The sequence below is a fragment of the Amycolatopsis sp. NPDC051071 genome, assembly GCF_040682875.1.
Lineage (GTDB): Bacteria > Actinomycetota > Actinomycetes > Mycobacteriales > Pseudonocardiaceae > Amycolatopsis.
In genome coordinates this window covers 15,112-31,635 of the sequence record NZ_JBFBBY010000039.1, presented here as the reverse complement: position 1 = coordinate 31,635, position 16,524 = coordinate 15,112, and the positions used below count along the sequence as shown (strand labels likewise).

Annotated in this window: 20 protein-coding genes and 1 pseudogene; 8 read left to right on the top strand and 13 right to left on the bottom strand. The window is 67.6% G+C overall.

Annotated features, from left to right (window positions below):
- The first annotated feature begins 287 nt into the window (after positions 1 to 287).
- On the top strand, positions 288 to 881 hold the full coding sequence (locus AB0M65_RS15610) for a response regulator transcription factor (protein WP_364027417.1): 594 nt from the start codon (positions 288 to 290) through the stop codon (positions 879 to 881).
- Positions 882 to 1,079: 198 nt separating this feature from the next.
- Here AB0M65_RS15610 and AB0M65_RS15605 read toward each other — a convergent pair whose 3' ends face one another.
- On the bottom strand, positions 1,080 to 1,379 hold the full coding sequence (locus tag AB0M65_RS15605; protein WP_364027414.1) for an RICIN domain-containing protein: 300 nt from the start codon (positions 1,377 to 1,379) through the stop codon (positions 1,080 to 1,082).
- A gap of 263 nt (positions 1,380 to 1,642) precedes the next feature.
- On the opposite strand from AB0M65_RS15605, the pseudogene AB0M65_RS15600 reads away from it, so the two are divergent.
- Both AB0M65_RS15600 and AB0M65_RS15595 read left to right on the top strand, forming a co-directional pair.
- Positions 1,643 to 1,825 (top strand): annotated as a pseudogene (locus tag AB0M65_RS15600) (helix-turn-helix domain-containing protein); the annotation flags it as partial.
- A 141-nt stretch (positions 1,826 to 1,966) separates the two neighbouring features.
- Complete coding sequence (locus AB0M65_RS15595; protein WP_364027492.1) at positions 1,967 to 2,395, top strand: hypothetical protein; 429 nt, start codon at positions 1,967 to 1,969, stop codon at positions 2,393 to 2,395.
- 121 nt (positions 2,396 to 2,516) lie between these two features.
- On the opposite strand, the gene AB0M65_RS15590 is transcribed toward AB0M65_RS15595, so the two are convergent.
- Entirely contained in the window at positions 2,517 to 3,668 is a 1,152-nt protein-coding gene (locus AB0M65_RS15590; protein WP_364027411.1) for an FAD-dependent monooxygenase, read from the bottom strand.
- Between the two features lie 273 nt (positions 3,669 to 3,941).
- Here AB0M65_RS15590 and AB0M65_RS15585 point away from each other — a divergent pair, with 273 nt between their 5' ends.
- The 3 genes from AB0M65_RS15585 to AB0M65_RS15575 all read left to right on the top strand — a co-directional run bounded on the left by AB0M65_RS15585 (position 3,942) and on the right by AB0M65_RS15575 (position 6,311).
- Positions 3,942 to 4,283 carry a helix-turn-helix domain-containing protein gene (locus tag AB0M65_RS15585; RefSeq protein ID WP_364027408.1) on the top strand — a complete coding sequence of 114 codons (342 nt, stop codon included), beginning with the start codon at positions 3,942 to 3,944 and terminating at the stop codon, positions 4,281 to 4,283.
- 107 nt (positions 4,284 to 4,390) lie between these two features.
- Entirely contained in the window at positions 4,391 to 5,035 is a 645-nt protein-coding gene (locus AB0M65_RS15580) for a lytic polysaccharide monooxygenase (RefSeq protein WP_364027405.1), read from the top strand.
- Positions 5,036 to 5,150: 115 nt separating this feature from the next.
- Positions 5,151 to 6,311, top strand: a complete 1,161-nt coding sequence (locus tag AB0M65_RS15575; protein ID WP_364027402.1) for an MFS transporter — start codon at positions 5,151 to 5,153, stop codon at positions 6,309 to 6,311.
- On the opposite strand, the gene AB0M65_RS15570 is transcribed toward AB0M65_RS15575, so the two are convergent.
- The 4 genes from AB0M65_RS15570 to AB0M65_RS15555 all read right to left on the bottom strand — a co-directional run bounded on the left by AB0M65_RS15570 (position 6,273) and on the right by AB0M65_RS15555 (position 8,060).
- Positions 6,273 to 6,866 (bottom strand): DUF742 domain-containing protein, encoded by a 594-nt coding sequence (locus tag AB0M65_RS15570; RefSeq protein WP_364027399.1) that lies wholly within the window; start codon positions 6,864 to 6,866, stop codon positions 6,273 to 6,275. The two genes, AB0M65_RS15575 and AB0M65_RS15570, sit on opposite strands and share 39 nt — an antisense overlap.
- Positions 6,863 to 7,429 (bottom strand): sigma-70 family RNA polymerase sigma factor, encoded by a 567-nt coding sequence (locus tag AB0M65_RS15565; RefSeq protein ID WP_364027396.1) that lies wholly within the window; start codon positions 7,427 to 7,429, stop codon positions 6,863 to 6,865. Before AB0M65_RS15565 ends, AB0M65_RS15570 begins: the two co-directional genes overlap by 4 nt.
- Before the next feature lie 5 nt (positions 7,430 to 7,434).
- Complete coding sequence (locus AB0M65_RS15560; protein ID WP_364027393.1) at positions 7,435 to 7,680, bottom strand: hypothetical protein; 246 nt, start codon at positions 7,678 to 7,680, stop codon at positions 7,435 to 7,437.
- Between the two features lie 161 nt (positions 7,681 to 7,841).
- Positions 7,842 to 8,060 (bottom strand): hypothetical protein, encoded by a 219-nt coding sequence (locus AB0M65_RS15555; RefSeq protein ID WP_364027390.1) that lies wholly within the window; start codon positions 8,058 to 8,060, stop codon positions 7,842 to 7,844.
- A 241-nt stretch (positions 8,061 to 8,301) separates the two neighbouring features.
- Between AB0M65_RS15555 and AB0M65_RS15550 the strand changes: the two genes are divergently transcribed.
- On the top strand, positions 8,302 to 8,697 hold the full coding sequence (locus AB0M65_RS15550; RefSeq protein WP_364027387.1) for a MerR family transcriptional regulator: 396 nt from the start codon (positions 8,302 to 8,304) through the stop codon (positions 8,695 to 8,697).
- A gap of 106 nt (positions 8,698 to 8,803) precedes the next feature.
- A complete protein-coding gene (locus tag AB0M65_RS15545; protein WP_364027384.1) occupies positions 8,804 to 9,727 on the top strand; it encodes an NADP-dependent oxidoreductase in 924 nt (307 codons plus the stop codon).
- 149 nt (positions 9,728 to 9,876) lie between these two features.
- Here AB0M65_RS15545 and AB0M65_RS15540 read toward each other — a convergent pair whose 3' ends face one another.
- The 7 genes from AB0M65_RS15540 to AB0M65_RS15510 form a co-directional block, all read right to left on the bottom strand.
- Positions 9,877 to 10,323, bottom strand: a complete 447-nt coding sequence (locus AB0M65_RS15540) for a hypothetical protein (RefSeq protein ID WP_364027381.1) — start codon at positions 10,321 to 10,323, stop codon at positions 9,877 to 9,879.
- Positions 10,324 to 10,472: 149 nt separating this feature from the next.
- Complete coding sequence (locus AB0M65_RS15535) at positions 10,473 to 11,672, bottom strand: ABC transporter permease (protein ID WP_364027378.1); 1,200 nt, start codon at positions 11,670 to 11,672, stop codon at positions 10,473 to 10,475.
- On the bottom strand, positions 11,669 to 12,355 hold the full coding sequence (locus tag AB0M65_RS15530) for an ABC transporter ATP-binding protein (RefSeq protein ID WP_364027375.1): 687 nt from the start codon (positions 12,353 to 12,355) through the stop codon (positions 11,669 to 11,671). Before AB0M65_RS15530 ends, AB0M65_RS15535 begins: the two co-directional genes overlap by 4 nt.
- Positions 12,352 to 13,392, bottom strand: coding sequence for an efflux RND transporter periplasmic adaptor subunit (locus AB0M65_RS15525; protein ID WP_364027372.1), 1,041 nt, complete (start codon positions 13,390 to 13,392; stop codon positions 12,352 to 12,354). Before AB0M65_RS15525 ends, AB0M65_RS15530 begins: the two co-directional genes overlap by 4 nt.
- A complete protein-coding gene (locus AB0M65_RS15520; protein ID WP_364027369.1) occupies positions 13,389 to 13,958 on the bottom strand; it encodes a hypothetical protein in 570 nt (189 codons plus the stop codon). Before AB0M65_RS15520 ends, AB0M65_RS15525 begins: the two co-directional genes overlap by 4 nt.
- A 42-nt stretch (positions 13,959 to 14,000) precedes the next feature.
- Positions 14,001 to 15,779, bottom strand: a complete 1,779-nt coding sequence (locus AB0M65_RS15515; RefSeq protein ID WP_364027366.1) for an ATP-binding protein — start codon at positions 15,777 to 15,779, stop codon at positions 14,001 to 14,003.
- Positions 15,769 to 16,458 (bottom strand): response regulator transcription factor, encoded by a 690-nt coding sequence (locus tag AB0M65_RS15510; RefSeq protein ID WP_364027363.1) that lies wholly within the window; start codon positions 16,456 to 16,458, stop codon positions 15,769 to 15,771. Before AB0M65_RS15510 ends, AB0M65_RS15515 begins: the two co-directional genes overlap by 11 nt.
- Positions 16,459 to 16,524 lie beyond the last annotated feature (66 nt).

Genomic DNA, 16,524 nt, shown 5'->3' with positions numbered 1-16,524 from the left:
CCTACCGCTCCGAAACCGAACGCCGCGACGCCTACCCAGACTGGCTATGCCGGTGGCCATCACGACGGCGACCTTGACGATGATCTCCCCGGCCGTCATCCGTTTCAGCTTGGCAGGGGCGATACTGTGCCAGTCGAAGGTGCCGAAGACCAACTCCCGACCCACCGCGACACTCACCGACGAGTTACGCCACTTGCTGTCGCAATCGAGCACGTGAAGCATTGCCGTCATCCGTTTCGACCAACGGCCACGAGGGAGAAGACACTCTACGCGGCTGAGAGGAAATCGTGACGACCATCTTGATCTGCGACGATCGACGTAATGTCCGGGAGGGACTTGCCCGTGTGCTGCTGGCTGTCCCGGGGGTGAACCGCATCGACTACGCCGCGGATGGCGAGGGGTTGCAGACCAGGTATACCCGGCAGCCCGCCGATGTCGTGCTCGTGGGTAGCCAGCGCGCGGTGGCGTCCGGACTCGAGACCACCCGTCTGCTCGTCTCGGCGAATCCCGAAGCGAATGTCCTCGTATTCGGCGCACCCGACGACATCACCACCATCACCGCGGCGATCGCCGGTGGCGCCCGCGGCTACCTGCGTTGGGACGCCTCACGGCCGGAAGTCGTCGCCGCACTCGCCCACACTCTCGCCACCCCGGTCCCGTCCCCGCGAGAGTCGCCGGACCCCGGCGTCCAGCTGACGCAGCGTGAGCTACAGGTGCTGCGAGGCATGAGCCAAGGCAAGAGCAATGGAGAGATCGGCCGCGAGCTGTATCTGGCCGAAGACACCGTGAAAACTCATGCCCGCCGCCTGTTCAGCAAACTCAGCGTGCACGACCGCGCCCAAGCCGTCGCGCACGGATTCCGGCGCGGCCTGCTTTCCTGAATTCCCTGTTCAGGAAAGGCTTACCCGAAAGCAAGATCGATGAAGCAGTGCATCGACCTACCGAGGCAAGTGCTCGGCGCAGCCTGGGTGTGGACGTGATCCCCGATAGGGATGGTTTCCTCTCGACTGTTTCGGGCTTGAGGCAGGCTGGATCGTCGCGGCCAGACCGTGCACCGCGACGATTCAGGATGCTGTCGGCTACACGTGGGAAAAGCTCCAGAGCTGATTGCTGCCGTACTCGTGCGGCCAGGTGAGGATGGGCTGGCCGTTGCCGAGCCCACCGCGGGTGTCCAAGCTGAGAACCTTCCCGGTCGCTCTCACGACCAGAAGGTAGTTGTCTTGTGTCTGGTAGGCCCTGCGCCACATCTGGGTGTCCGCACCCACACAGTGGAACTGGTTGGTCCGCTGGCCGGTGCCCTCGTCGGACAGGTCGACGGTGAGGCACTTGCCGCTATGCCTGGCCACCAGGTAAAAGTACGTGCCGTCGCCGGTAGGCAACCTCGCTAATAGCCGCGCTCGCCGAAGACGCGGCGAAACCGGCGTTGACCACCAGTGCGGCGACAGCCACCAGTGACGCCAACATCCGTATCGATCTGCTGCTCATGATGTCCCTTCGACAGTTGCCAGATAATGGAAACGCGGCCGCGATGTAGCGAAGGTCGCAGGAATCGCGATGACAGGGATAGAACTCGTCTCGTTGAGCGGGACCAGCATGGCGGGGTGAATACTCGGCCGGACGTGCTATCGGGGGGGGGCTGACAGTGGTGGACGAACCGGAACGCAGCACTGCGCCAGGACGCGGAGTGCTGGAAGGCGCGTTCGCGGTGCTGGCGGAACTGGCCAGAGTCGACGACGCCGGACCGGCCCAATTGGCGGCCCGCACTGGGCTGCCCAAAGCGACCACGCACCGGCTGCTTGACCAGCTCACCACGCTGGGGGCAGTTCAACGCCGAGCAGGCCGGTACCGCATCGGGCCACACCTGTTCCAGTTGGGCCAAGGGTGGCGACCCGCACCTGCTCTCCGGGCAGCCGCACGCCACCCCCTGCGTGAGCTCGCCGCCGCCACCAGAGCCAGCGTGGGAGTCATGTCCGCTGACGTAGGGCACACCATGATCGTCGGCGGCCTGCGCGGCGACGCGGAGGAGGTCTTCCCGCTGCGGGCCGGAGTAGCGTTGCCGGCGGGCAGTGCCGTCGACATGGTCTTGGCGGCGGACACACCCGAATTCCCGCAACCCGAGTGCTACTCAGCCGCGGAGTGGACACGGCTCGTGGCCGGCACACGCGAACGGGGCGTGGCCATCGACCGCCTTGAGGAGGTGTCCTCGGCCTACAGCGTGGTGGCACCGGTACACACGAACACCGGAAGGATCGTCGCCGCCGTGGGTGCCGTGGTGCTCAACGGAGGTCAACTGGCCTCAATGGCGACGAACGTTCGCCGCGCGGCGAACATGGTCACCACGAACCTCGGCCGACTTCCCGCCCGTCGATCACGAGCATTCTGGCTTGACGACTGACATCGCGTCAGTCCTGATGTCCACTCCTCTGTCACCCGCCCAGAACCCCAGAACCGGCCCGAGCCGCGACCAAGTCAGTCGCCGGCCTCGGACACCTACAAATTGCCCCGCACCCGCGGGTTTACCTTGGGATACCGTCCGGCGTGTCACTCATGGCGGTCTGGGTGAGCCGGCCGACGGCGCGGCCGACGGCGTTGCGTACCGCGAGTCCCCGGTGGGTGCGCGGGACCATCAGCGTCGCTATCAGCCCGACGCGTCGTTGTCGCGACGCCACCTCGCGGCGGTGTTTCGCCTCGTAGGCCCGGAAGGCGCGGGCGTGGTCGCGGGGGTGCGCCGCGAGTGCCGTGGCGAGCGTGTACGCGCCCACCAGCGCCAAACTGGACCCGTCGCCGAACAACGCGGTGGCGGACGACGCGTCGCCGAGCAGTGCCACGCGGCCGCGTGCCCAATTGTGCAATCGCACATTGATGAGCGGGTCGAAATGCGGTGCCGGGTGCTGCTGGAACACGTCGACCAGCTCGGGGGCCCGCCAGCCCACTCCGGCGTACGCCTCGGCCAGAATGCGTTTCTGTAGCGCGACGTCGTGACGGTCGTATCCATGCACGCGGGGACCGCGGAAGGTGAAAATGGCCTGAGGTGTTTCCCGCGAGGGATGAACGGCGAGCATCCGGCCCGGTGCGGTCATCATCACCATTTCGTGTGGATGGTCGATCGCGTCGGGCGGTAACGGAACAGTGGCCCCGAACATGCCCAGGTCGGTCGTGAACCTCTGTTCTGGCCCGAACACCAGCCCGCGTACCGCGGAATGGATGCCGTCGGCGCCGATCACGAGGTCGAAGCGCCGCGGCGCGGCCCGGCGGAAGGTGACCTCGACGCCGGACTCGTTCTGGTCGAGGCGGGTGATCGTGTCGCCGAAGAGGAACTCCGCGTCATTCCTCGCGACATCGTGGAGTACCGCGGACAGGTCGGAGCGGGTCAGCTCGACGGAAGGCGACCGTTCGGACGTCAGGGGAACCCGCAGGATCCGCCTGCCCGCGGTGTCCAAAAGGGACATCGAGGTGGCGCGGGTGGCCAGCTCGCGCAGTCGCGGCATGATGCCCATCTTCTCGGCGACCGGAACCGCTGGACCTTTGACGACGATGGCGGTGCCGCCGGAGCGCAGTTCTCTGGCCTGCTCCACGACAGTGGGCCGGAACCCGTGCCGGGCCAGCAAGTAGGCGAAGGCGGGCCCGGCGACACCTGCCCCGACGATCAGGATTCTGGGAGAAGACACGACAACGACCTTTCGAAAAGAGAACCGAGACGGGCGATTGAAGAGCCGTTCACCGGCCCCAGGGCAGTGGTTTCCGCTTTAGCCGAGGCTCGGTGCGACGTGGCTCGGCGATGTTGTCGAGCAGCCGCAGGGAGCAGCAACGGTGAGGCTGTGCACGTCTTCCCAGCTTTTGGCGGACGAGGCCATGGACTACTCCTCAGGTACGATGGTTTTCGTACCTGAGTGAAACACGTCTTGAGGTACGATACAAGTCGTACCTGAGGAGGATGGCTCATGACCGGGACGGACGCTGCGCCCGCCGACGTCGACGACATCGAGTTGGGCACGGTGCTCCGCGCCCTTTCCGATGACCACCGCCGTGCCGTGGTGGTAGAGCTCGCCGCAGACGACAGCGACGGCGAGCGCACCTGTAACTCGTTCGACCTTCCGATCAGCAAGCAGACCCAGACCCACCACTTCCGGATCTTGCGCGAGGCCGGGCTGATCCGGGAGATCAACTACGGCAACAGGAAGGGGATCAGGTTGCGGCGGGCCGACATCGACCGGCGGTTCCCCGGCCTGCTCGACCTCCTGGCGGCGGAGTCCGGTGCCCCGTCTCCCGAGGCACCGAGGTAAGCGGAGCACACGCGAAATCGCCCGCACCCGACTTTCGGGCCTACAAGCCGGTGCGCCGTGAGACCTATCGTGTCATGGTCTAGACCTCTCATGAGAGGAACCGTGCGATGAAGTTTTCTCGCTCCGCCGTCAAAGTCGCGATACTGACCGTCGTGTTCGGCACGGTCTCGGTGTTCACCGCCGTCCCGGCCCTCGCGCACGGGTCGATGGGCAACCCGATCAGCCGGATCATGCAATGTTTCCAGGAGGATCCGGAGAACCCGCAGTCCGCCGCGTGCAAGGCCGCCATCGCGGTGGGCGACAGCTGGCCGATCTACGACTGGGACGAGGTCAACATCGGCGACGCCAGTGGCCACAGCCGCGAAATCATCCCGGACGGCAAGCTGTGCAGCGCCGGCCGGGACAAGTACAAGGGGCTCGACCTGGCCCGCGGCGACTGGCCGGCGACCACGCTGCCGGCCAGCGGCCCGTACACGCTGCAGTACCAACTGACCGCCGCGCACGAGGGCACCTTCGAACTGTACGTCACCAAGCCGGGCTACAACCCGACGAAACCGCTCAAGTGGTCCGACCTGGAAAGCACCCCGTTCTACAAAAAGGACAACCCGCCGATCGCCGGCAACGCCTACCAGCTCCGGGCGAACCTGCCCGGCGGACGCACCGGCAGGCACCTGATCTACTCGATCTGGCAACGCCACTGGCCCGACTCCGGCGAGGCCTTCTACTCCTGCTCGGACGTGATTTTCCGCTGATCTCCACGGGCCGGCCGGCAGAGGTGGCGAAGATCCCTGCCGGCCGGCCCGAGGCAACGGATCCTTGGCCCGCCCTCAGTTGACCTTGTCGTCCAGAACTGCCGCTTGCCCAGTCGTGTTGCGTCGCAGGGAAATCTCTCGTTCGCGCGGCGAAGGCCACGCGACCGATGACAACGAACCTGTCCGTGCTCACCGATGTCGATCTTGGCCCGAAGTTCCGCGAGATGGTCGACACCGTTTCTTCTTCCTCCCGGGACCCTGGTTGGCCTGGCGGGACTGGGGCGCACGCGGCACGGTCGTGGCAGCGTCGATGCTGGTGCGGGTGCTGGGCGTGGCGCTGCTGCTGGCCGCCCCGGCAGGGCACGTCTGGCTGTTCGCGGCGGCGGCGCTCTTCCTCGGTATCGGCAACCAGGCATGGCCTGCCGCCCACGCGGCCCTCGTGGCCACGGTCGCCCACGGCCGCGAACGCGACGTCGCTCTCGCAGCAGGCCGCGCACTGCGCAACGCCGGCATGGGTGTGGGTGCGCTACTGGCCACCGCGTGCCTGGCGGGTGGCACCACCGCATTGCAGGCGCTGGCAGCCCTCACCGGGCTCGCCTATCTCGCCGCGGCGGCGTTGGCGTGGTCGACCCACCTGCACGCGCATCCGGCCGCTACTCCTGCCGAGGACAGGGACGAGGTGCCCGCACCTCGGATGCGCGCGCTGCTGGCCGCCAACGTGGTCTACGCCTTCTGCCTCAACATCTTTGAAATCGGGGTCCCGCTGGTCCTGGCGACCCGGTTGCACGCATCCCCGATGTGGTCGGCAGCCATCTTCGTGGCCAACACGGTGCTGGTGGTCACCCTGCAGGTTCCGGTCACCGTCCTGATGGCCCGCTTCTCCCGGCGGTCCGTGCTGGCCTTCTCCGGCGTGGTACTCGCCGCGTCCTACCTCGGCTTCCTCGCGGCCACTTCATTGGGACCCGGCTGGGGACCTCCCGTCGTCGCCATGGTGGCCGTGGTTTGCACCATCGGCGAGATCATTTATGCCGGCAGTGCCACCGCACTCGTCACCGCCCTCGCCCCGGCCCATCTCCTGGGACACGCCCTCGCTCGCTTCCAGCTCTCCACGGGCTTCGGCCTCGGCGTCTCCCCAGCGGTCATCACCGCTCTCGCCTCCTACGGCTCGCCCGTCCTCTGGGGCAGCCTCGCCACCGCGACACTGCTCTCCGCCTCCGCGGTTGCCACCGGGAAACCCTCACCGTGCAGGGCGGGCGGGCTGGCCGAGGGTGCGTAGTCCCTGCAGGACGCGTTCCAAAGTGGCCGGAGCCGGGCCGCCGTCGTCGTGGTCGTCGGGGGGCTGGATGTGCAGCACGCCGCGGTCGGCGAGGTCGCTGACGAGGACCCTCGTGACGCCGATCGGGAGGTGCAGGGTGGCGGCGATCTCCGCGAGTGCCGTGGGCCGAGCGCACAGTCGAGTGATCCGCTGGTACTCAGGGAGCTCGGTGACACGATCCTGCCGGTTCCTCACCGTGGAGACCAGGGCTTCGACCCGGATTTCCTGCGTGTTCCGACCCCGTCCGCCGGTGATGGCGTAGGGCCGCACGAGTGCCCCGGCGGCTGCGAAGTCGTCGAAATCGACGTCAGCTGACCCTTTACTGAGGAGCGGTTCCGCACCCGGCGATGCGGAATGCGGAAAGTTTCGTTGGACCGCCGCGTCAAAGGGCGTGTCAAGGGCAGCGCGGGCACGCAGATCAGCCAGTCCGGCCGCGACGTCGAAGTCCGGTGGCTGGGGGTCGGCCTGGTGCGCGCGGCGGACCAGGTCCCGGGTCGTGTCGTCGGGTTCGGTCACCACCGCTCACCTCCTCGGCTCAGTTCGACAATGCGGTCCCGATGGGGCCGGAAGACAGCCCGTAGCCGTTCGATGTGGGTTCTCACCGTCGACGGGCTGATCCCCAGGACATCGGCGATCTCCTGGTCGTTCAGGTCCTCCAGGAAGAACAGCACCCCGACCGCCCGTCGGCGAGGAGGCTGCCGGGCCAGCAGTTCCCGCACCGATCGCCATACGGACAGCTCGTCGAGCACCGCGTCGAACGCCCCGTCCTCGACCAGCACGGCGACGTCGTCGTCATCGAGTTCGACCTGCTGCCACCTGCGTGCGCGATAGCCGTCGAGGATCTTGTGCACGGCTATCTTCCGCACGTATTTGCGATTGTCCTCCAGCTCCCGGCCCCGCCGCTCGTGCCAGGTTTTCCACATCGCGAGGTAGGCCTCCTGGACCGCGTCGCGCGCCAGGTACACATCCCCGCCTGCCACACGGTGGATCGCCGCGAACGTCCGCCCGGACGTCGCCGCGTAGAACGCCTCGAAGTCCGCCTCGAACACGGGCGTCTCGGGGACTCGATGCCGGCCCATCACCGTCAGGCCGCCGGCCGCTCAGGAACCGAAGAGTGCTCGGAGTCCACCACCACGTGGTGCACCGTCACCTCGATCACCCCGTCGACGTCCTGATCCACGATCCGTGCGCCCGGCCCGGCGGCGGCCACCACACGCTCGAGACTGTCCCGCCGCAACCGGTACCGCCGCAGCGATATCAGCATTCGCGCCACCGCGCAGCAACTGGAGACGACGCTGACGATGAGAACCGACCACACGTTCACCGCCACCACGTCCCCTCGGTATGCCCTAAGACCAGACCTCGGACCACGCACCCCTTTCTGTCTACAAGACCCGAGAAAATGTTCCAGGTCTCCGAGAGCCCAGCGAAAGGAGACCCGAGACCACCGTAGCGACGGTGTCGAGATCACCAGCGTGATCGCAGCACGGGTCAGTTTCCTGACTTGTGCCTCTTCCACGCCTCCAGGCCCTGCTTGATCAGCCTGCCCGTTCCTGCGACGAAGACTATTACCGCCGCCAAGACGGTCGAGAAGACGAGGGAGAACTGAAGGTCGTCGAGACCGAATGGCACGGTCATCAAAAAGCAGGCACCCCAGATGATCGCAAACACGACCATGACATTCGCGACTCGCTTCAGGGAACCACTCACCTGAAGAACCTCCAACTTCGCCAAGTCCCGAGGAGGGCCTGCCTACTCCGGCGTGATGCCCATTTGCCGACCCTGAAACCGTAGCGTCAGGCTGGACAGAGGCTCGACGACCGGTTCGTAGCTGTCAGCTCCGCCGCGGCGGAGCCGTGGTCCACTAAGTTCGGCGACAGGCGGTGTCCGCGAACGTCCATGGCTCGCCGGTGCTCTGAGCCCTGGAGCACGCGGGCGTAGGCTTCCAGGGATGCGGATCGGCGAGCTGTCCAAACGCACGGGCGTCAGTCCGCGCTCACTGCGGTACTACGAAGAGCAGGGCCTGCTGACCAGCTCACGCTCCGGCGCGGGGCAGCGTCACTATTCCGATGCCGCGGTCCAGCGCGTGTCGCTCATCCGGCAGCTGTTCGAGGCGGGTATGTCCAGCCGCGTGATCGCGACTGTGCTGCCTTGTGTGGACGTCCCGGGTGACCTGGGTGTCGCCGAGGAGACGTTCACGGCGATGATGCGCGAGCGCGAACGGATCGACGCCGACATCGCGCATCTGATCGAGACCCGGAGTGCGCTCGACGTGCTGATCAAGGCCAACAGCAGGCACCGGGCGGTGCTGTCCACGACCCCGGAACCGGTGGCACAGCCGGCCTGATGCTGTGACCTGCGTCTCAGCCGGTTGCCCCTTACATCGATGTCAGCGGTGAGGATGGCGACAGCGCCCGGAATGACCGGGCCGGTCATCCGGGAGGCGGCGGAATATGGGGCAGGCGTGGGGTTTCGGCAGGTATGGCGGGCCCGAGGTGCAGGAGTTCTTCGATCGTCCCGATCCCGTCCCCGGTCGCGGCGAGGTGCTGATCCGGGTCACCGTGGCCGGCGTGAATCCCCTCGATCACCTTCTGCGCTCGGGTCTGGTCCCCGGGCTCGATGGCGGGCGTCCGTTTCCCCGCGTACTGGGCGTGGAGGCGGCGGGAACCGTTCTCGCCCTTGGCGAGGACGCCGACGGGCTCGAGGTGGGTGACGCGGTCTTCGGCTTCGCACTGACCGGTGGCGGTACCTACGCCGAGACGACGGTGCTGTCCGCGCCGAACACCGCGCGCATCCCGGCGGGTCTGTCCGCGACCGTGGCGGCAACGCTGCCGATAGCCGGGACGACCGCGGTGGACGTGCTCGACCAGCTCGGCCTCCCGGCCGGTGCCACGGTCCTCGTCAATGGGGTCGGGGGCGGGGTCGGCCTCGCCGTCGCCCGGCTGGCCATCGGGCGCGAGCTGCGGGTGTTCGGCACCGGAAGTACCACCAAGCGCGCGCACGCCGAAGCCATCGGGGTGCGGTTCATCGACTACGCCGCCGAGGACGTCGTCACCGCGGCACGTGAGCTGGTCCCGCATGGCTTCGACGGGATCGTCGACCTGGTCGGAGGCAACTCGCTACGGACGGTCGCTCCGCTGGCCCGGGATCGCCGCAACATCATCGCCGTAGGTGACATGTCTGTGCCTGATCTCGGTGGGCGTTTCGTCGAGCGTCGCCTCGACCGCGAGAACCTGGAGCGGTCCGCCCGGCTGGCCCTCGACAGAGTCCTCGCACCCGTGATCACCGCGGTCCATCCGCTCTCCGACGCCCCGGCCGCCCTCGCCACCGTCGAGAACGGTCACACTTCGGGCAAGATTGTCATCAAGGTGGCATGAGAAGTGCCGGGCCGCCCATGGCTGTCCTGACCGCGTACACGTCGCTTTCCCCGCACCGATACCGGTAAATGATCCCCTCGACCATCGACCGTGCGGAACGCTCAACCTGTGCCGGACATGCCCTGGCCGCACCGGCCAATGGCGTCGGGTCAGGTCCGCTTGCGGCTCGCGATCGCGTCAGAGAGTTGCCGCACCTGGGCGGGGTCCGCGTCCCGGGCAAGGGCGACGTAGTGGTCCATGACGGCCGGCCGGTAGCGCACGGGCAACGTCTGTCCTGGGGCGAGCCGGGTGAGCTCGGTGATCGTGAGGTCTTCGTCTGCGATACCGCGGAACGAGATGCCGCCGGCGGTCTCCACGTCGAACATCAGGACCACGCGTGGACTGCCGTCGCTGCTGACCTCCCGCCAGTCGACGAGAACGCCGAGCGCGAGCGCCCCCGTACGCAGTTCCGCGTTGCGCTTCCCCGCATCACTGCTCAGGAGCGGGTTCGGGGCGACGCCCGGGAAGTCGGGCCCGACGCCGAGCGATTCCCGACTCAGGTCGGGCCTGAGCTGCGCCATCAGATCGTCGAGCTTCTTCTTCGAACCGAAGAACATCCTGGCCTCTCCCCCACCCCGGTGCCGGAATCTCGGCCTGGCGCTTCGCCTTCGCCGCGATTGTACGTCGCGGGCATCCCCGACACGATCTCCCGCTCAACGCCGGACAGCTTCTCCGGAAAGGCTTGCCGCCGACCGCGCCGGTGGGATCAGGGGGCCGCCAGCGCTTCGGTCGGCGTCAGACGTGACGCCCTGATCGCCGGGTAGACGCCCGCCAGCACACCGATCAGCAAGGCCGCGCCGACACCACTGAGCACAGCGGTGGCCGGGATCACGGGCGGCCAGTCGCGGGACACCGCGTAACCTGCCGTGCCCAGCACGCCGAGGAACGTCCCGGCGATGCCGCCGAGCAGGCACAGTGCCACCGACTCGGCGAGGAACTGTCCGCGCACCTGACGCCGGTTGCCTCCCAGTGCTCGGCGCAGGCCGATCTCCCGCTTGCGTTCCAGCACCGAGATGACCATGGTGTTGGCCACCCCGACGCCACCGACCAGCAGGGCGACCCCGGCCAGCCCGAGGAACAGCCCGGAGAACGTGGTCTCGGTGATCCGCTTCGCCGCCAACGCGTCCGAAGGTCGGCTGATCTGGATCTTGGCCGGGTTCTCCGCGTACACCGTGGCGGCCAGCACCGAGCGGACGCTCTCGATCGCGGCCTCCTGCGCTCGGAGGAATACCACCGTGGGATGACCGTCGAAGCCCAGCCGGGTGCGTGCCGCTTCCCATCCGACGAGCACGGCGCGTTCGACGTCCGGGGCGAGCGGGATCGCGTCCAGGATGCCGACCACGACGAACCATTGGTCGCCGATCCACACCTGGGGGTTGGGCTCGCCCGGCCGGAGTTCGGTGATTCCCAGCCTGGTGGCCGCTTTGTCGCCGAGCACGGCGGCGGGGAAGGAACCGGTGGCCTGGTTGAGGAAAGTGCCGGAGCCGAGCTTCGCGCCGATGACCGGGAGCAGGCCGGACTGGGCGGCGAGCACGGTCAGCCCGGAGTCCTCGGTGGCCGGGATCCGGTCGGAACGGCGGACCGTGCTGTGTGTGTTGGCCACCGCGCCGGCCATCTCGACAGGTCCGATCCGGGTCGTCATCGCGGCGGCGGATTCGGGAACGGGAGGAAGGGTCTGCGTCAGCGGATCGACCATCGCTTCGGCACGCAGCAGGTTGGTGCCCAATGTGGACAGTTCGTTGTCGAGCGCTTGCCTGCTGGAGGCGGGAATCCCGACGACCACGATCATGGTGGCGATGCCGATGGAGATGCCCAGTGCCGACAGTACGGCACGCATCGGCCTGGTGCGGACCCCGATCAGCCCGAGCAGCAGCAGATCGACCGGACCGAGACGAACCGGCTTCACGAAGGAACTCCTTGGAGCGTGTCGGACAGGATGCGGCCGTCCAGGATCTCGACCCTGCGCGGCAGCACGGCGGCGATCTCCCGGTCGTGCGTGATGATCGCGATGGTCGTGCCGGTGTCGTTCAACTCCGCCAGCAGATCCAGCACGGCCTGACCGTTGGCGGTGTCCAGCGCGCCGGTCGGTTCATCGGCGAGCACCAGCGATGGCTGGTTGACCAGTGCCCGCGCGATGGCCACCCGCTGCCGCTCCCCGCCCGAGAGCTGGTTGGGAAGATGGGCGACGCGGTGCCCGAGCCCGACCCGCTCGAGTGCCTCAACCGCGAGTGGCCGCCGTTTGCGGCGTGATACTCCGGCGTAGAGCAGTCCGGTCGCGACGTTCTCCGCCGCCGATAAGCCATCGGTGAGGTGGAACTGCTGGAACACAAAGCCGATCTGCTGTCCACGAAGGGCGGAGAGCCGACGGTCGGAGAGGGTGGCGATGTCGTGGCCGGAGATCATCACGGTGCCGCTGCTCGGCAGGTCCAAGGTGCCCATCAAGTGCAGCAGCGTGGACTTGCCGGAGCCGGAAGGGCCGACAATAGCCAGCAGTTCACCGGCTTCGATCGCCAGCGAGACGTCGTCCAATGCTCGCACTGGACCGGGATAAACCTTGCCGGCATTGCGGATTTCGAGGACGGGTGTCATGACGTGGTCACCACTCTCATCCCTTCGAGCAGACCTTTGCCGCTGATCTCCACCATGCCGTTGGCGAACATGCCGGTCTTCACCGCCAGCAAGGTCGTCTTGCCGTCGGCGACGACCTGGAGCGCGTAACCGCCTTCCTGCAAGGCGATCAACGCGCTCACCGGTACCGCCAGGACGCCCTGCCTGGTCTCGGTGGTCACGCGGACCTGCACCGGGCCGGAATCCAGCGTGGCCGCCGCCGCCTGGTCGTCGACCGTGATGGTCACCGTCATCTTCGGCGACATCGGGTCAGCGTTCTGCTGGTCAGCGTTCTGTGCCGTGGCCGTGGCGGTCGCGGTGGTGCCCGTGGTCTGCTTGCCGTCGGGCATCATCAGGGTGACTTTGGTGCCCTGCTTGACCGCGTCGACTTGCGCCGGGGCGATCTGCGCGGTCACCGCCTTGTCGACGCCGGTCAGCCCCAGCAGTTCGCCCGCCGCCGGGGCACCCAGCTGGGCTCGCACCGAGTTGATGCGGACCTTGCCTCGCAGCACCACGACGTCACCGACGTCGATCGCACCGGTCTCGTCAAGGCCGTTCGCCTTCTGCCAGCGCTTGACGACGTCCGTGTCGAGTTTGCCCCCCGGCGACTTGTACCCCAAGGCGCGCAAGTTGGCGATGATCTCCTTGACGTCCGGTCCCGCCGTCGAAGTGGCATCCACCTTGCGGTACAACGGAGTGTCACCGAAGAACAGCATCACCGGTTTGGTGTCCACTGTGTACAGTCGCTTTCCCTGTCCGACGACGGAGCCGACGGCGGGCAGCCAGGTGACGGTTCCTTCCTTTCGGCCGGTCAACGAGGTCGGGGCACCGTAGCCGAGAGTGCCGCTGAACGTGGTCGTGTCGGCCAGATCCGTCTTCGTCACCGCGACCGTCCGCGGGTCGGCCGGTGCACTGGACGCCGTGGCCGGTGCTGGTCCGGTCAGCCAACGGTAGCCGGTGACACCGCCGACGCCGAGGACCGTCAGCACGATCAGTCCCGGCAGCAACCACTTCCTCACTTCGCCCCGCCGGCGGTGAGTTCCTTCTCGCACACTGGAATCATTTCCATGCCCTTGGCGACCGACTCGGCGTCGTTGCTCTCACCGCCGAGTGCGAGCATGTTCCGCTCCGAACCGGCGGCGGGCGGCATCTCGCTGACCTGCTTGACACCCTTCTGGCGCAGGCACTGCACCATCTTGTGCACGAAGTCCATCGACTCCGGGTTGTTGCGGTCGTACTGCCACGGCGGCAACGGGTACTTCGGCAGGCAGGCCGCCCACGCGGGATCACCCGGTTTGGCGCTCTGACCGGGATCGCTGATACCAGGACCCGTGCTGGACGGCAGGGGCGAGCCGTTCTCGGCCATGCACTGCTTCCACGGCGCGCGCAGCTGGTCCATGTCGGCGTTGGTCATATCCAGCCGGTATCGGGGTCGTTCCAGGTCGGGCGACGAAGTGGACGCGGCAGGCGGCGCGCTGCTCGCGCCCGTCGTCGCCAGCGTCGCGACCTTCTCCGGCGGAGGCTCCGCGGTGGAGCAACCGGCCAGGGCGAGCGCGATGACGACGGCTCCAGGGATGAACTTCATACGATCAGCGTGTCCGCCAATCATGAAGAACTTGTTGGGACGTTATGAAGGGTTCTTCGCCAGCTTCAGTGTGAACGTCGTGCCCACGCCCAGTGCGCTCGCCACGGACACCGTGCCACCGTGTGCCTCGACGAGATGGCGCACGATCGCCAGCCCGAGGCCACTGCCGCCGGTCTGGCGGTTCCGGGACCTTTCCGCACGCCAGAAGCGGTCGAACACCTGCGGTAGATGTCCGGGGTCGATTCCGCTGCCGGTGTCACTGACCTCGATCAGGACGTGGTCGCCGTGTTCACGGCCTCGTAAGGTGATCCGCCCGCCCGCCGGGGTGTGCCGCACGGCGTTGACCACCAGATTGCCGACGGCCTGCCGAAGCCGGACCGGATCGGCGTACAGGTCCAGATCGCCGGTCTTCTCCACGACCAGCTCGGCACCGTGCGCGGCGGCGACCTGGTCGAGCAGGTCGCCGATGTCCACCGGCTCCGGGAACAGCCGGAGTTCACCGGCGTCGGCGAGCGCGAGTTCCTGGAGGTCGTCGACAAGGTGTTGGAGCAGCAGGGTTTCCTCCAGCAGCGAGGACACCAGCGCCGGGTCCAGGTCGGCGACGCCGTCCTGTGCGGCCACCAGCCAGCCACGGATGTTGCCCAGCGGCGTCCGCAGCTCGTGCGAGACGTCGCTGACCAGTTCCTTGCGCTGACGTTCCGTCCTGGCGAGGTGTTCGGACATCTGGTTGAACGCCTCGGCCAGTTCGGCGACCTCCCACCGGGCCTTCACCGTCGCCCTTGCCGCGCTGTCCCCGGCACGCATGCGCTGTGCCGCGACGGTGAGCGTTCGCAGCGGGCGGATCACCCTGCCCGCCAGCAGAATGCTCACCACGGCGGTGAGCACCAGCACCAGCACGGCGGCGCCCACAATCCTGGCTGTTCCCGCGGAGGACAGTCCGACGTCCGAGGGCTGTCCACTCGGGGAACTGATGAACAGCAGCGATACCGGTGCCACGTAAGGGAGAAGTTGCTCACGCCGGGCGGTGGCGACGCAGTCGGCCGTCTCCTGCTGGTCGCCGATGACGCCCATCGGCACGATCTTGCCCGCATAGGTGAGCCCGAGTTTGGTCGTGGACCGGCCCTTGCGGGACAGGCAGGCGTTCACCAGTCCGTCGAGCTGCTCCAACGCCTTCTGCTCGGTGGGCGCCGACGGGACGACCTGGTCCTGGAACCGTTGCCCCGACAGCACAATCGGCGAGTTCCGAGCACAGTTCACCTCGGCAGGCGCGGTCGAGGTGATGACCGGCCGCCCGCTCGGTGTGTCGGCGACCTCCGTCCGGTGGCCCGCCGTCCGCAGGCAGTCCGCGACGACCTCGAGGGAACTCCGCAGCGCGGTTCGCTCGTCGACGGGCAGCAGGAACGGTCCGACCGCACGGGCGTCGATCCGATCCGCGCCGGCACCCGGTTGCAGCGTGACGTCGACCGCGAGCGGGTCGATCACCGCCGAAGCCTTGGCAGGCAAGGGAGTTCCAGCCTCGGAACGGGCGATCGGGACGCGGTCACCGGAGGTGACGTCGATGCGCAGGCCGGTCTGCTCGCGTAAGCCGGCGATCACCGGCTCGACCGCGTCCCAGTTCGGATGGGTCGCGCCGTAGCCGAGCAGCGTGTCGTAAATGTGGGTGTCGGTGGCCAGCTCCTGGCCGCGCTCCTGCTGGATGGACCCGGTCGTGCCCTGCACGGACAGCCAGGCTGTCGCGGTGATCGAGCAGATCGCCACCAGGATCGTGCCGCCGAGCAGCCGGATCTTCAGGCTGTGCCGCCACGGGGAATCAGCGGCCATCGGTCATCTTGTATCCGACGCCGTACACGGTCAGCAGGCAAGTCGGCTTGCGCGGATTGGCCTCGATCTTCTTGCGCAGGTTCATCACGTGCACGTCCACGGTCCGCTCGGTGATGAAACCGTCCACGCCGTACGTCTGTTCAAGCAGCTGCGCACGGCTGAACACCCGCTCGGGGCTGGACGCCAACGTCGCCAAGATCCGGAACTCCACCGGCGTGCAGTCCACCCGCCGGTCACCCGCCCGCACCTCGTGCCGAAGGGGGTCGAGCACGAGATCACCGACGCGGATCGGCAGCGCGGCCGGTTCCTTGGCCGGCTGCGCACGGCGAAGCAGCGACCGCACCCTCGCCATCAACTCCCGCGGGTCGTACGGCTTGGTGAGGTAGTCGTCGGCACCGAGGTCGAAGCCGATCAGCTTGTCCTCACCGGTCGACCTCGCGGTCACTATCAGCACCGGGATGTCGGACTCCCGCCGCAGCACCCGGCACACGTCGAGGCCGTCGACCACCGGCATCATCACGTCAAGGATCAGCAGGTCAGGGCGACGGCAGCGCACTTCGTCGATAGCGGAGCGGCCGTCGTGCACGACGTGCACCGAATGGCCCTCACGGCGCAGGTACCGCTGAACCAACTCGGCCTGCTTGAGGTCATCCTCGGCGACGAGGACGTACGAGCACACGGTGTGACACCTCCCTGTCCGCGGCCAGCATAGATCGGGACGACACGCTGGTTGACCGCGCGACAC

Coding starts and splice junctions, on each gene's coding strand:
- AB0M65_RS15595 (WP_364027492.1), top strand. CDS start 1,967: ATGTCCGCTGACGTAGGGCACACCATGATCGTCGGCGGCCTGCGCGGC.
- AB0M65_RS15585 (WP_364027408.1), top strand. CDS start 3,942: ATGACCGGGACGGACGCTGCGCCCGCCGACGTCGACGACATCGAGTTG.
- AB0M65_RS15580 (WP_364027405.1), top strand. CDS start 4,391: ATGAAGTTTTCTCGCTCCGCCGTCAAAGTCGCGATACTGACCGTCGTG.
- AB0M65_RS15565 (WP_364027396.1), bottom strand. CDS start 7,429: ATGGGCCGGCATCGAGTCCCCGAGACGCCCGTGTTCGAGGCGGACTTC.
- AB0M65_RS15550 (WP_364027387.1), top strand. CDS start 8,302: ATGCGGATCGGCGAGCTGTCCAAACGCACGGGCGTCAGTCCGCGCTCA.
- AB0M65_RS15545 (WP_364027384.1), top strand. CDS start 8,804: ATGGGGCAGGCGTGGGGTTTCGGCAGGTATGGCGGGCCCGAGGTGCAG.
- AB0M65_RS15540 (WP_364027381.1), bottom strand. CDS start 10,323: ATGTTCTTCGGTTCGAAGAAGAAGCTCGACGATCTGATGGCGCAGCTC.
- AB0M65_RS15530 (WP_364027375.1), bottom strand. CDS start 12,355: ATGACACCCGTCCTCGAAATCCGCAATGCCGGCAAGGTTTATCCCGGT.
- AB0M65_RS15520 (WP_364027369.1), bottom strand. CDS start 13,958: ATGAAGTTCATCCCTGGAGCCGTCGTCATCGCGCTCGCCCTGGCCGGT.
- AB0M65_RS15515 (WP_364027366.1), bottom strand. CDS start 15,779: ATGGCCGCTGATTCCCCGTGGCGGCACAGCCTGAAGATCCGGCTGCTC.